Raw genomic sequence first — 14,683 nt, forward strand, 5'->3', positions numbered from 1 at the left:
ATGCCTGAACTCAACGAAAACTCGCCTGCAACCGTTCCGGCCCAGCGTGAGGCTGTAGGTCCGGTCAAGAAAAGCACGCCGGTTATGATTGCGCTCATTGCGATCGTAGCGATGATCGGTATCGCCAACGTATCCAGCCTCTTCAGCGGTAAGAAGAGATCGGCACCGGCAAGTGCATTGCCGATGCGCCCAGCTACTGCGAACCCGCAACAGGTGTCCAGTTTTCAGTCCCAACAGCAGATACAAGCTCGCAACGATGCCGCAGACCAGCAGCGGCAACAGGAGCTCGCAGCTGCTATGCAACAACTTCAGCAGGCGGAGGCCGTCCCTGGTCCCGAAGCAAAGGGGGCGCCGAATATGACGGCCGCGCAAAGGGATGCGATCTACGGCGATAGCCCCAACGCGCCAAAGCAAACCTCGGACCGATCCCAGGCTGACGCTGAAGCCAAGCAGAAGGTCTTGGAACGCGAGAAGCTACATCAGGATGCTTTGAACAGCGACACCGTCGCCATCGATTTCAGCCATGTAAGTTCTGCTGTCCCAGTGATCTCACCAACGGCCGCTGGCCTATCTGAACGGGAGGAGGGGCCTTCGAAGGCTTCAGGGGATGCTCCTGCTCCCGACATGCCCGAAGCTGCAAAGCCGACAGGGCTGCGAGAAGGGAAGTCGGCAAGCAAGGCCGACCCGATGGCGCCATATAGCTTCGACAGCTATCAAGGAAGGCTTTACCGGGTCTTCGAGGGAACAGTCTTCGAGGGGGTCGTCACCAATCACATTGACGGTGGCCTGACCGGGCCGATCCTGATCATGCTTACCACCGACTACTATTCCCACGATCATCAACAGCTTCTCCTGCCCCAGGGCACCCGCCTGATCGGAACGGTACAGAGTGTTAGCAATGCCCAGCAGCGGAAGATGTTCGTCACATTCCACCGAGCTGTTTGCCCTGACGGGTTCTCGATCGAGCTGGACAAATATATCGGCCTCGACCCGCTGGGAACTACTGGCCTCGCCACAAAGGTAGACAACCGCTACCTCCAGGCGTTCGCGGCCGCGGCGATAGTAGGGGGTCTGGGTGGACTTGCGCAGATTGGTAATGACGGCAATGTCCTCTCTCCCTCGACCCAGATCCGGAATGGCATCTCCGCGCAATCGGCGAACGAAGGGGAACAGATCCTGAATCACTTCCTGAATCGTTTGCCCATCATCACGCTTAAGGAAGGGTCCCGCGCCCGTGTGTACATCGGCACCGACATCCTGATTCCTTCGTATGCGGAACATCGTGTCGATCCGGCCTTGTAACTAAAACGCCGACCTGTCTGTCGGGGAGCAGGGAAGGAGCACACGGAAGAATCGGTTTTCCAAGCTTTCGGAGTGCACAGAAACTGTCTGCTCTGAGTGCAATGAACCCTAACCGTGCAGGAGCCGCCATGAACTACAAACTGAAAATTCGTAAGAAGTATCTGATCGCGGGTGGATTATTGCTCGCGACCACCATGCCGAGTTTCGCGTTGTTTGGTATGGGAGACATCGTCTTCGATCCCACAAGCTACGCGAGCCTCGTCTCACAAGCGACCACCGCCCTCAATCAATTCCATACCATCGAGAACAACGTCACCCACTTTTCCTTCAAGCAGCAGTGGCAGACCACCCTCAACGCTCTCGAAAACGCTCACGTTACCAATACATTTGGTGAAACCTCTGGGTTCAGCGCTGCCCTGAACAGCAACTCGCCCAGTTCCTCGACGACGGCCTGGACGACGGCCAGTGTCCCGGTAAACAGCACCACCAGCACTTATCTCCAGGGTCAGACAGTGGGCAACAGCCCACAGCTCTCCCAACTCGCCATGGTCGAAATGTCCGATTCCGTCTCGCCGGACTGCCTAACCGCAGTCGGGCAGTACCGGTCGGCACGCAGCCAGAACGCCACGGCAAACAGCGCCCTGTCTCAGCAACAGTTCGACGTGACGTCGGCAACGAATAGTGAAGTCGAGCAGTTGAACCTGATCAATGCCGCTCAGGCTCAACAGTTGACGGAGATGCAGTCTCAGGCGGCGATGCAGATCTGTCTTGCTTCGCAGATGACTGTGGCAAACATGCAACAGCGGAATGCCGCCGCTCAGGACTTGAACACGGTTGCAGCGGTTCAGGCACAGCGAGCGGCAAACGACACGAGCGCAGCCAATGAAGGAAGTACATGGCAGAGCTACCTGCCGTAATCCGGGAGACCCAATGCTGAACGTCATCAACACGAAGATCCTCCTTGCAATCCTTGCGGCACTGACCGTCATCGGCGGTGCCGTGATTTATCAACGAGATCAAGCGGAGAAGACCGCTGCAGCCGTCGCCAGGGCATCCGCAATTCTCCAGCAACAGCAGAAAAACGCTGAGGAACAAAAGGAAAGAGACGAAGCATTCCGGAGGCAGGTCGAGGCGGATAAGAAACGCCACAACTCCGCCGCCGCTCACGAAGGTAAGACCTGGAAGACGTACATCCCCTAAACCAGAGAGAGACACCGTCATGGCTTCTATTGTGTTGTTAACACAGGCACTTCCGAGCGCAAGTTCCGGTGTGGATTGGCTCTATCAATTCACCAATAACTTGACGAACCTCACCACACAGAATGGTGGTGCGCTCACGCAGCTTGGCATGACGGAGCTCAGCTGCATTGCTCTCTTCACCCTGATAAGTATGGTCATCAATTGGCAAACATCCACCATGACATTTCGCCTGCACCATCAACCCGTACAAGCCGGTGATCTGACGAAGTTCCTGTTGCAACTCATCATCTGCTGCCTGCTCGAAAACTACTGGGTGAACCCGTTTCCTGGCGCGAGCTTCGGCATCAATCACTTCTTTTCTTATATTGCTCAGGCAATGGTCGCTGCCTTCGACCAGAGCTCCCTGGACTCGCTCCTCCATCTGCTCAAAACCGCCGGCGACAACACAGCAATGCCAAGCATTACCGCACCCGTTCAAATCCTCTGCTATTTCCTTGTCCAGATACTCCTTGGACTCGCTTCCGCCATCCTATTTCTTATAAATTGCAGCGCCTTCATCCTCTACGGAGTGACGGCGCTTTTTGGACCGATCTTTGTCCCACTGCTGATGACAAGAACTTTTAGAGCGAAATTCTTCCACTTTCTCGACGTGCTTATAAGCTTTGCCATGATCCGCGCTGTTGCCGCCGCCTTCATCTTCGTTTGGTCAGGATTTATGAACGCCTTCATTCAGCAAACCTTCAACGGCAACTATTCGATGGAAATGTGGCTCGCCAATCTCATCCCGTGCACCATGGTGTTCATCGCCTTCATCGTCAACATGCTCTTCATCCCGAGCATGACGCAGGCGATCTTCGGTGGGGCAGCGGGTATGGCGGGAAGCATGGGAAGCGCCATCAGCAACGTCGTATCAACAGCTGTAATCGCGGGAGGAGCATAAGCCATGTTCAGACCTCTACTCCATGTGTTGGCGTTTCGCAGGCTCGGGCTAACACGACCATTTCGGTATCTAGTTCTGATCGTCCTCCTCGGGTGCTTAGTTGCAGGGGCAATTTACGCCACCGTGGTTTTTCGCGCGGTCGCCGAAAGGAATCAGGTGCCTCATGTCCAGCCGCACTCTTCCAATTGAGATTCCTCTTACTCCGAATCAGGCGATGCTTGCCGATGAGATCGGGAACGAAGTCTATTCATCCCACTACGCCGAGCGCAAACTCAGCAGGTTCGTGATTGGCACAGAAACGATCCTCCTGCTCGGGGCCTTTGGTCTGATCCTCTCTCTGGCTCATCGGCCCATCGCCAACCGGTATATCCGAATAGATGAGATGGGCAGGGCGCAGGCCATCCAATACACCGACCTCAACTACAGCCCCCGCGAAGGCGAGGTGCGTACGTATCTGACGGATTGGGCGAACTATCGCTATACAGTTGCCCGGGAAACAATTGGTAAGAAGTACCCGCTCAACTACTACTTCTTGTCCCAGGCTCTAGCCTCGCAATTAATGACCCAGGACAACCAAAGTCACCTAGTCTCTCAGGTCGTCGGAGGGCAGATTGAACAGAGCGATGTGGAGGTGAAGAACGTCACCATCACGTCCATGTCCGAAGAGACGATTGAGGGCGCGACGATCGCTCGGGGGACGGCACTTGTCACCCTGGATAAGCTCTACTCGCCGAGGAACTCGCGGGAGCCACGGACGGAACATTGGCTGCTCAGCGTGACGTACTACCTCAATCCCAAGCAGGTCAGCGATCAGGCCCGGATCTTCCCTCAATTTGAGACGATCAATCCGCTCGGATTGACCATTACCGAGTTTCACGAGAATCGGCTTTCGGTTGACCCGATACCGCCGGGTACAACAGCCGCGGTCTCGATCACAGCGCCGAAGCCAGCAGAGGGAGAATCCAGATGAGCTACGAGTTGATTCTTCCGTTCTTTCCTGAAGAACTGCGTGCGTTGCTCCTCGACCCTTCGATCTCCGATTTGATGATCAATGGGACCACGGGAGTTTATGCGGATCGGGCCGGCGTCGTTCAGCATATTCCACTGTCCACGCCATATACCAACGATCGGTTGCAGGCGGCCATTGAGCGGGTGGCTCGGATCCTTGGACAGGACCTCACAACACAGAACCCAATTCTCAACACCCGCCTGCCAGACGGCTCCCGCGTGGCTGTTGTCGGGGCGCCCTCGTCCATCAACGGCCCCACGCTGACCATTCGCAAATTCAACCGCTGGTACACCTCGGATGAGCTGATCTCATCGGGCAGCATGCCGAAGCAGGTTCGGGACACCGTCGTCGAGTTCATCGGTAAAAAGAAGAACGGCATGATCAGCGGCGGAACCGGGTCAGGCAAGACGACACTGATGAAGGCCTTCCTTGACCACATCCCGGAGGACGAGCGCCTGCTAATCATTGAGCAGCCGGCGGAGCTGAAGATCGCGCACAAGAATGCCGTTCGCTGGGAGGCCGTGGAAGAGATTCCCGGGCAGGTTGCCATCACTCCGAGTGAACTGTTGGCCGCGGCTCTTCGTCATCGTCCTGACCGGATCATCATGGGAGAAATCCGGAACGAATGCGGTTACGACCTGCTACAGGCCATGAACACCGGCCACGGCGGAACGCTATCGACGATCCATGCCAAATCTGCGTGGGATGCTCTCAGTCGTCTCTCTAATCTTGCCCTGAGTGCAAGGCCGAATCTAAATCACGCTTTCATCCGGTCGGAGACCGCAGAAGCCATCGACTTCGTGCTCTATTGCGAGCGCGACCACACAGGCCGGCGACGAGTCCGCGAGTTGATAACCGTCAATGGCTACACCCATGCAGACCAGAGCTTCCAGACGGAGGAGGTCTACCGCGCTTCCGCAGCCTAACGTCCCGTCCAAACGCTAGAGAACCCAACCCGAATCTGAGGTCTTTCCGATGTCCCTTCATGCTCCCATTTCGGCAGCAAAGCCCCACCTGTCCCTGAACGCCCCGCGCGTGCCGTCCCTGAGCCGCGAAAGGCGCAACGGCCGTGGCAAAATGCCGTCTTTCAACAGAACTCTAGCCAGCAGTGTGGAGCTGCGATTTGGGCGAACATCCGCCGCCGAGAAACGAACGGGTGACTTCGGTCCAATGGGATTCATCCGCCTCTTATCCCGTCCTCTACTCGGGGTCACGCTTCGGGGCTATCCGGCGCCCTGCGGCTCGGCGCTCCTCTGCTTCGACTTCGTCGCCCTACGGGTTACGGTTTCCATCCGTGATGGACCCTCCGTAAATGCAGAGCTTGGCACTTGGGAGCCGGGCCCACTCGCTAGGCTTCGCCAGGTGTGACCCGAGCAGGATACGGGCAATTCAAAACGAAACGGAGATCACCACCATGTACCAGAACAAAGTCACCCTCATCGGATTCCTCGGCAACGACGCAGAGGTTCGCTCCAACGACAACCGCAGCTTCACCACACTTTCGCTGGCAACCAAGAGTTCTTACAAGAAAGACGGCCAGTACATCTCGCACACCGAATGGCACCGTTGCGTGGTCTTCGGCAAGCTCTCGGAGTTCGCCGGCACGCTGAAGAAAGGCGCTCATCTGCAGGTGGAGGGCGAGCTTCGCAGCCGGGAGTACGAGACGGAGAAGGTCGGCAAGAAGCCAGCCCAGAAGAAGACCATCTGGGAGATCCGGGTAAGTTCAATCCTCAAGCTGGACCGGGCAGAAAAGGCCGGTTCGGAGGAGCAGGAGACCGAATCCCAACTTCCTATGGAAGCGGCCGCATAAGCCGCTTTCCTTCCGTCAACTCGGGAGCCCGGTAAACCCCGGGCTTCCCAACCTTTGAGGCGCCCAATGAATACCACAATCGCGAAAGAATTCCTAACCCGATGCTTCAACCCTGCCGAGACGATTGCAGTTCTCCTCCGTAGGGAGAACCCCACGTCTGTGCCCCAGCGCGTCGTCCGGTTGGAGCAAGCGTTGTCTTCCAGATATCTTGTATGGCTTCGCCACGAGAATCAGAACGGAGCAAACGTCTATGTCGCCGCGAATCCGTTACGCGCCGGCAGCCGTAGACGGACGAAGGACTGCATCGCGGAGGTGCGCCATCTCTATATCGACATCGACGTCGATGGAGATGAACGGGTCACCGCTCTGCGGACATCGGACGCCGTCCCAATTCCGACCGCAATTCTGTCGACATCTCCGAACAAGTATCAGGTGCTTTGGAGGGTCGAAGGGTTCGATTTCGACCAGCAGGAAGAAGATCTGAAACTCCTCACCATAGCCTTTGGCGGGGATCCGGCTTGCACCGATCGGAATCGCGTCCTTCGCGTACCTGGATTCCACAATCGCAAGTACGATCCCGCGCACACTGTCACCGTTGAATACCTCGGCGACGCGAGCTATCACCCCGACGACTTCCGGCTGACTGGCTCCGCTGTCGTATCCGTGCCAACCCCTCGCGGCGTGACGCGCAATTACCCATCCTACAAAAACACCCCGTCGGAGAGGGATTGGGCGTGGGTGCTCCAACAGCTTTCCGTCGGAGAAGATTGCGACAAGATCACGCTCGCGCTCGCTTCCCGACGCCCGGACAAGCCGAACGCGCTTTACTATGCGCGGCGCACTGTGGACATTGCTTCTGCTCGCATTTGCTTGCTGGAAGGGCAGGGGATTGAGGACGTAATCGCCATGGTGAAACGCCGGCGTTCGCCGCAGATTGCGCCTGGTCTTTGCTCCTCCAGAGCACGAGAGATTGCGACCACAGCGCAGCGGATGATTTCCCGCAACAAGTTCAATTCACTTCATACCTCAAAGGAGAACCACAATGCCACTGCTAGAAGTTGTCCAAACCCGTCAGATCAGCGCTTCGATTCGTCTCACTGATTCAACCGCAACGCAGGTTGATCAGTACGCGGCATTCATCCGCGCTTGCGCAGATGATGTCGTCGAGCAAGCTCTGGCCTATGTCTTTAGCAAGGATCGCGACTTCCAGGACTTCCTGAAGAGTCCAGAAGCCCGGAAAGTCGCCTCGACATTGCGTATCCGGAAAGCACCAGCTGCGGAGGCTTCAGAGCCGTCTGCTCCGAAGCATCTTCCGGGGCCTGTCGCCGCTCCCCTGTCGCCGGCGAAGAGCGCATGATCCTCCATTTCATTCCGGGGCAGAAGCACAGCGGTGCTTCGCACCGGAAGAATGTTGACACTCCATCCCTCGCAGGGTTGCGTTTGGAACCAATTTGGTTCCAGCAGGAAACATACAGAAAACAAGCGGCTTGCCGCCGAGGCTAAATTCTGGCGGTTCCATTGGGAACCGCGCCAGAAGCTGGCCTCAGAAGGATCAGCGATGCTTTCACAGACCTCTGAAATCGAAGGCCGCCTCCAGCGGCTGAAGGGACGGGAGACCCGCACGCAGAGCATCGCCACGCGGTTTACCCGCACTGAAGAAAGAGCGCTATTGCGGGTTGCCGCAAGCAGCGGAAAGAACCTCCGCGAGTGGGCGCGGGAGATTCTGTTGGATGCCACGAACGGACCGCAACACGGCGATGGTGCGGCATTGTTTGCCGAAGTGCAAGCCCTGCGTCTCCTGCTCATCAACACCCTTGAGCCGTTGCTGCGAGGCGAAAAGATGACACCGGAGCAGTTCAAAGAAATGCTCCGGTACGTGAAAACCAATAAGCGCAAAGCGGCCGCAGACATGCTCGCCAGCTATGCGGAAGGGATGACAGAACAGCCATGACCGACACACAATGGGGACGCAAAGAGACCATCGTTCACCCGCCGCACTATCCCGTCTACAGCTTCGGAGCCGTGTTCGTTGCGCTCATGGTGACCGTCGTCTGCGTTTACCTCCACCTCGCTTTTGTCATGACTCCGCTGCAACGCTACTATCTCTCCTGCTATGCCGAAACGGGCTTCCTTGGCACCATCCGCCAGAGCAGCGAGTACCAGCTTGTTACGGTAGCCGACCGCCAGCGTCACACCCGTCCTGTCACGGAAGCCGACGTGCAACCCGGTTCTACACCGCAGCTAATCGGCAAGCCGATACCCCTGGCGCTCTCCCCAGCGGCCCATGCCTCCGGCATCGCCTTTCTCTATCGGGGACCGAAGGTTGCCTACATGAACCGCCCTCTTCATGACTACCTTCGCCGCTTCGTTTATGACGGTGCTTCTCTCTTGGGCATCTTCGGCATACCGCTGTGGTCAGGGCTCGCCGTGTTTCTTCTCCAGCTTCCGTTCGCTGTCCGCAAAGACGTTCGGCGGCTCAAAGAGATGAAGTACGGGCGGCTATTGAAAGGGCCGGTGCTCGTGTCACCAGAAGGCTTCAACAAAGCCGTCCGAGGCGATGGCGTCGGGTTCACAACCACCGAGTCGAAGCACCTCATGCGTATCCCGCAACGCGCCGAAGGACAGCACATCGAGATCATGGGCGATACCGGCGCGGGCAAGTCCAGGCTGGTTATGCAGCTCCTCGTACAGATTAGGGAGCGCGGTCATTCTGCCATCGTGTACGACCCGGCTTGCGAGTTTGTGCAGCGATTCTATGACCCTAGCCGCGGCGACATCATTTTGAATCCGCTCGATGCACGCTGCCCCTATTGGGGACCGTCCGAAGAGTTGCGCCGCCGCGCCGAGGCCAGAGCGATTGCCGCGTCCCTATACCAACCGACCACGGATAAGAAGGGCGAGTTTTTCACCGAGACTCCGCAGAAAATCTTTGCCCATCTGCTGACCTTCGGCCCCACGCCGCAGGAGTTGGTCGAGTGGATGGCGAACCCCGACGAAATCGACCGCCGCGTCCAGAACACGGAGATGGCGATGATGATTGCGAAGGGAGCGCAGCAGCAGCGCAACGGCGTACTGGCCTCACTCGGGTTGATCGCCGATAGCCTGCGAATACTTCCACGGAAAGACAAGGTCGCAAGCCATTGGACGGCGACCGAATGGGCAGACCATCGCAAAGGATGGATCTTCCTTACGTCGAAGCCCAGCGAACGCGAGGCCCTGCGTCCGCTTCACAGCCTATGGATTGACCTGCTCGTATTGCGTCTTTTGAACGAGCCGAAAGAGAGCCAGCATCCCGTCTGGTTCGTGCTGGACGAGCTGGCGAGTCTGCAACGTCTGCCGCAGTTGCATACTGCGATCACGGAGAACAGAAAAGCGAAGAACCCGCTCATCCTTGGCTTTCAGGGTAAGGCCCAGCTTGAGATGATCTACGGTCATCTCGCTGAGGTCATGCTGTCGCAGCCGGCCACGAAGATATTCCTTAAAACCACGGAGCCCAAGGCCGCCGAGTGGATGTCGAACGCCATCGGCAAAGTTGAGATCGAGCGGCTGCAGGAGACGCACTCCACCGGGCTGCGGGCAGGCAATAATTTCAGTGTGCAGCGCCAGGTCGAGCCGTTGGTGTTGGACTCGGAAATCTCCGGTCTCCCCGACCGGCACGCCTTTCTTAAATTAGGCAACCACGTCGCCAGATTCTCGTTTGTTTATCACGACATTCCCGCCACGCAGCCCGCGTTTGTGCCGCGTCCGCTGGACGACGATGACCTTACCTTCGATCCGAAGACGCTGACGAAGAAGCCGCCGAAGTCTGCTGACATAACGGCAACCAGCATTCCCGGCGATAGCGAAGACGAGCCGGTCGAGACAGGATTCTCGTTGGGAGATTAACTATGTTGACGATCTCCAAACCTCTCTCCGCATCGCAGGCGCAGACGTACCACGCCAAAGAGTTCATGTCTGATGAACAGAATTATTGGAAGCAAGACGACCGGACCTTGGGCGAGTGGCATGGCAAGCTGGCTGAAAAGTTTGACCTTGCCGGGGCCGTGAAGGAGGAGCATTTTGCGCGGCTTGCGGACGGCCAGCACCCCCACACCGCTGAACAGCTTGTACGTCATCGCGTCGTCCAGGAGTACGAAGGCGCGGATGGGAAGACAGTTGCGCCGGTAGAACATCGTGCCGGTTGGGACGCCACATTCTCCGCACCCAAGTCGGTTTCACTCACCGCGCTCGTCGGTGAGGATGACCGGGTGAGGGACGCGCACCGGGAAGCGGTGAACGTCGCTTTGAGCGAACTGGAAAGGTACACGCAAGCCCGCATCGGCGGCAACCACGCCGCCGAAACCACCGGCGAGTTCATCGCCGCGAAGTTCGAGCATGACACCGCGCGCCCCGTGGACGGCTACGCCGCGCCGCAGCTCCACACACACGCCGTCATCTTCAATGTCGCCGTGCGCGATAACGGACAGACGCGGGCCTTGCAGGAACGTGGCCTGTTCGAGTCACAACAGTTTGCCACTGCCGTCTATCAATCGGAACTGACGTATCGCCTCCGCAGTCTTGGCTACGAGATTGAGCCGGGACGCAGTGGCGCACCGGAGATCAAAGGCTATTCCCAGGAGTACCTTGACGCCTCCAGCCCCCGCAGCCAGCAGATACGCGAACATCTGGAAAAGACCGGCTATCAGGGGCCGGAGGCCGCGCAGATCGCCGCGCACTCCACCCGGGATAAGAAGGAAATCCACTCACCCGCCGAGGTGCTGGCCGCTCATCGACAGATCGCCGCCGGGTTCGGCAACCAGGCCGACAAAGTTGTGCTGGAAGCACGGAAACGTGGTCAGGAATATGCGCCCGAGCATGACCGGGAGAGTTCGCAACAGGTTGCACGGCAGGCTGTCACCTATGCCCGCGACCGCAGCTTTGAGCGCGAGGCCGTCACCGATGAACGCGACCTCTTCCGCGACGCTTTGCGACGCGGTATGAGTGAAATAACGTACTCGGAAGTTCGCGCTGGGTTTGAGGCTCGTGTTACCGCAGGTGAGTTCCAGCTTGTGCCCGGACAGAAGCACGACTCAGGCCGCAGCTTCACGACCGCCGAAACGATCCGTGCCGAGAAAGAAATCCTACGCCGGATGCAACAGGGGCAGGGTCGCGCCGAGCAGATCATGTCCATACAATCTGCCGTCGCTCATACCGAAAAGCAGCAGCATCTCAATGCCGGACAGCGGTCTGCCGCCGAGGAAATTCTGACCTCGCGCGATGTCGTGCAAGGGCTGGAGGGACGGGCTGGTGTCGGAAAAACGACCCTTCTGAAATGGGTTCGTGAAGCAGCCGAAAAACGGGGCTATGTCGTCGAAGGCTTCGCTCCGACATCCCGCGCCGCCAACCAGCTCCGCGCCGCCGGTATCTCTGCCGACACCCTACAGGGTTTTCTCGTCCGTTCCGGCCAGCCGAACCCCGACCGTCATCTTTACATGCTCGATGAATCCAGTCTTGCCAGCACGAAACAGGTCCGCGACTTCCTCGCCAAACTCGAATCCAACGACCGCGTGTTGCTCATCGGAGATACCCGTCAGCATCAGGGCGTCGAAGCGGGCAAACCCTTCGAGCAGTTGGTCAACGCTGGGATGAAGACCACCCAACTTGACCAGATCGTGCGTCAACGAGACGCCCCGGACCTGCTCAAAGCGGTCGAGCATCTGTCGCGCGGCGAAGTCGCGGAGGGCATCGCCCTGTTGGAACAACAGGGGCGCATTACGGAGATTGCCGATGCCCAGCAGCGTATAGGCGCGATTGCGCGAAGCTACGCCGCCAATCCGGACAACACTATCGTCGTCTCGCCGGACAACGCTTCGCGCCGTCAGATCAACCAGGCCGTGCGTTCTGAGCTGCAGGCCCTCGGCACAGTCGCCAGGGAAGATCATGCGATGCGCGTTCTCGCGCCGCGTTCCGATATGACCGGAGCCGACCGGACCTGGGCCGCTCGATATGCCGTGGGTGATGTACTCCACTATCCGCGAGGCAGTCAGGACATCGGCATTGAAAAGCAAAGCTACACCAAGATTATCGCCACCGAGCCGAAAGACAACCTGCTCACCGTCCAGAAAGAGGACGGAACCACGGTCACTTACAACCCTGCGCGGTTATACGGTGTAACCATCTACCGCGAGTTGGAACGAGAGTTTGCGGTGGGCGACCGTCTAAGCTTCACAGCCCCATCCAAAGAGTTAGGCGTTGCCAACCGCGACTTCGGTACCGTCGAACAGATCACCAGCAACGGGCAGCTCACCGTTCGCATGGACAACGGAAAATCCGTTGCCTTCGACGCCGACCAGATGCGGCACTTCGACCACGGCTATGCCGTGACCAGCCACAGCTCCCAGGGACTTACCGCTGACCGAGTGCTCGTCAACATCGACACCAACGTACACCCCGAGCTGATAAACCCGCGATTCGCATACGTCTCCGTGTCGCGCGCCGCCCACGACGCCCATGTCTTCACGAATAATGCTTCTTCGCTCACGACCAGCCTCGGACATAGTGTGACCAAAACTTCAGCGATCGAAATGGAGCCGGGGATTGCGATTTAGTCTCAGTCTGCTTGGGGCTATCTTCGTAGCTAAACATGGCAAGCCATTGAAAACATGTAGATTCTTTTGATTAGTGTCAAATTTTATCGCAAAAAAACTTGACACTCAATCATGAAAGACACACAGTAGGGATATGGCACAGTCCGCCAAAACCCGCAGTACCGCCAGCTCCATCCGCAGCAAGATCGAACGCGGCGGGGAGCGGTTGTGGCGTCACGAGGACTTTCGGGAGCAGCCTTTTCCCGCCGTTGCCCAGACACTCTCGCGTCTTACCCGCAACGGGACCCTGCAACGGCTGAGTAAAGGAATCTACTATCGGTCCCGCCCTACCCCCTTTGGTCCTAGCCGCCCAAACCCCCGAGCCATACAGAAATTGGCGGAACAGAATAAAGCGATCTTTCCAACCGGGATCGCAGCCGCTAATTTGCTCGGCTTCTCAACCCAAATCCCCAAACGTAGTGAAGTTGCAACCAACTCCTTAAGCCTTCCCAAAAAGCTCATCGGTACCGAAACCAAAGTTCATTCACGCCGCCCCGAGGCGTGGAAAAACCTTTCCCAACAAGACGCAGCCTTGCTCGATTTCCTGCGCAAGAGAGGCAAGTCCAGCGAGTTGTCGCCCGAACAGACGACCCAAAAGACATTGGCCCTTCTTAAGACCGATCGCCTGCTGGAGCGTCTGCTCAAAGTGGCCGATTCGGAGCCACCTCGCGTTCGCGCTCTCCTTGGGGCATTTGCAGAGGAGCTTGGTCAGCATCCAGGCGCCCAGAGACGTTTGCGAACTTCTCTGAATCCATTGTCCCGGTTCGATTTCGGATACTTCGCCTCTCTGAAGCACGCACGCAAATGGCAGGCAAAGGAGCTCTCACAACGTGAGACTCTTTGAGCATCCCGATTTCTCCCAAGCGATTCTTCGTGCCGCGGAACATTTTGCGGCGCGAGGATTGCGCCCAGCAATTATTGAAAAGGACTATTACGTCACTGAGGTGTTGCGCATCATCGCTACAATCGCAGGCGATAAGGTCATCTTCAAAGGAGGGACCAGTCTCTCCAAAGGCTGGAACATCATCCAGCGATTTTCAGAAGACATCGACATCTTTCTTGACCCACTCGCCTTCGAACCAGCACTCACCAAACGGGGTATCGACCGCGAACTAAAGAATCTCCGGGACGCGGTCGCCTCACACCCCGCCTTGGAGTTCTTGCCAGACGAGAGCCGGACCATCGGCAGTTTCGGACGCAACGACCGTTTCTCTTATCCGCAGCTTTACGGTGGCCCAGGCGAAGTTGCAAACAGAGTACTGCTTGAAGCCGGCACCGCCAGCGGTCGAGAACCTACCACGAACGTCGAACTCACCTCCTATCTGAGTGAGTTCCTCTTGGAGACAGGAGTCACGCTCGGCGCGGAGGATGAAAGCTCCTTTCCAATGCGCTTACTGCACTTCAGGCGCACCTTCGTTGAAAAGATGTTCGCGATTCACAGCAAGATCGAGCTTTTGAAACGGGATGGACGTCCTCTGGGAACCTATGCACGGCACTACTACGATCTCTACCAGCTCTCCCAGCAGCCCGAAGTTCTGGAGATGCTCCGAACAACGGAATACGCCGCTATCAAACGGGACTACGACCTCATCAGCAATGCCCATTTTCCCGAAAGCTACTTTCATCCTGCGCAGATGAGCTTCGCCAACAGTGATGCCCTCTTTCCAAATGAACAGCTTCTTGTCCAGATCGGCCAAGAATATAGGGGTCAATGCGAAGTCCTCTGCTTCGGCTCACACCCGTCCTGGGATGAGGTACGGGCCCGATTCGTTGCATTACGGGAGCTTCTCTAAAGG

The 14,683-nt window shown here is 57.6% G+C and carries 13 protein-coding genes; all 13 read left to right on the top strand.

Features of this window, described 5'->3' with window-relative positions; translation table 11 throughout:
- The gene (locus GSQ80_RS06485; RefSeq protein WP_158786822.1) at positions 1-1,302 is read left to right on the top strand and encodes a TrbI/VirB10 family protein; all 1,302 of its coding nucleotides are present in this window, start codon (positions 1-3) and stop codon (positions 1,300-1,302) included.
- 128 nt (positions 1,303-1,430) lie between these two features.
- A complete protein-coding gene (locus tag GSQ80_RS06490; RefSeq protein WP_158786823.1) occupies positions 1,431-2,219 on the top strand; it encodes a hypothetical protein in 789 nt (262 codons plus the stop codon).
- Positions 2,220-2,232: 13 nt separating this feature from the next.
- Entirely contained in the window at positions 2,233-2,502 is a 270-nt protein-coding gene (locus tag GSQ80_RS06495) for a hypothetical protein (RefSeq protein ID WP_158786824.1), read from the top strand.
- 19 nt (positions 2,503-2,521) lie between these two features.
- Entirely contained in the window at positions 2,522-3,442 is a 921-nt protein-coding gene (locus tag GSQ80_RS06500; protein ID WP_158786825.1) for a type IV secretion system protein, read from the top strand.
- 163 nt (positions 3,443-3,605) lie between these two features.
- Entirely contained in the window at positions 3,606-4,412 is an 807-nt protein-coding gene (locus GSQ80_RS06505) for a VirB8/TrbF family protein (protein WP_158786826.1), read from the top strand.
- Complete coding sequence (locus tag GSQ80_RS06510) at positions 4,409-5,377, top strand: CpaF family protein (protein ID WP_158786827.1); 969 nt, start codon at positions 4,409-4,411, stop codon at positions 5,375-5,377. The genes GSQ80_RS06505 and GSQ80_RS06510 overlap by 4 nt, the downstream gene beginning before the upstream one ends.
- Positions 5,378-5,865: 488 nt before the next feature.
- Positions 5,866-6,261, top strand: coding sequence for a single-stranded DNA-binding protein (locus GSQ80_RS06515; RefSeq protein WP_158786828.1), 396 nt, complete (start codon positions 5,866-5,868; stop codon positions 6,259-6,261).
- A 66-nt stretch (positions 6,262-6,327) separates the two neighbouring features.
- On the top strand, positions 6,328-7,362 hold the full coding sequence (locus GSQ80_RS06520; protein WP_158786829.1) for a RepB family DNA primase: 1,035 nt from the start codon (positions 6,328-6,330) through the stop codon (positions 7,360-7,362).
- Positions 7,363-7,819: 457 nt separating this feature from the next.
- Entirely contained in the window at positions 7,820-8,212 is a 393-nt protein-coding gene (locus GSQ80_RS06525; RefSeq protein ID WP_158786830.1) for a hypothetical protein, read from the top strand.
- Complete coding sequence (locus GSQ80_RS06530) at positions 8,209-10,146, top strand: type IV secretion system DNA-binding domain-containing protein (RefSeq protein WP_158786831.1); 1,938 nt, start codon at positions 8,209-8,211, stop codon at positions 10,144-10,146. The genes GSQ80_RS06525 and GSQ80_RS06530 overlap by 4 nt, the downstream gene beginning before the upstream one ends.
- Positions 10,147-10,148: 2 nt before the next feature.
- Complete coding sequence (mobF, locus tag GSQ80_RS06535; RefSeq protein ID WP_158786832.1) at positions 10,149-12,848, top strand: MobF family relaxase; 2,700 nt, start codon at positions 10,149-10,151, stop codon at positions 12,846-12,848.
- A gap of 133 nt (positions 12,849-12,981) precedes the next feature.
- Complete coding sequence (locus GSQ80_RS06540; RefSeq protein ID WP_158786833.1) at positions 12,982-13,731, top strand: DUF6088 family protein; 750 nt, start codon at positions 12,982-12,984, stop codon at positions 13,729-13,731.
- Positions 13,718-14,680 (top strand): nucleotidyl transferase AbiEii/AbiGii toxin family protein, encoded by a 963-nt coding sequence (locus tag GSQ80_RS06545; protein ID WP_158786834.1) that lies wholly within the window; start codon positions 13,718-13,720, stop codon positions 14,678-14,680. Before GSQ80_RS06540 ends, GSQ80_RS06545 begins: the two co-directional genes overlap by 14 nt.
- The last annotated feature ends 3 nt before the right edge of the window (positions 14,681-14,683 follow it).

It is taken from the genome of Granulicella sp. L46, from assembly GCF_009765785.1.
Classification (GTDB): Bacteria; Acidobacteriota; Terriglobia; order Terriglobales; family Acidobacteriaceae; genus Granulicella.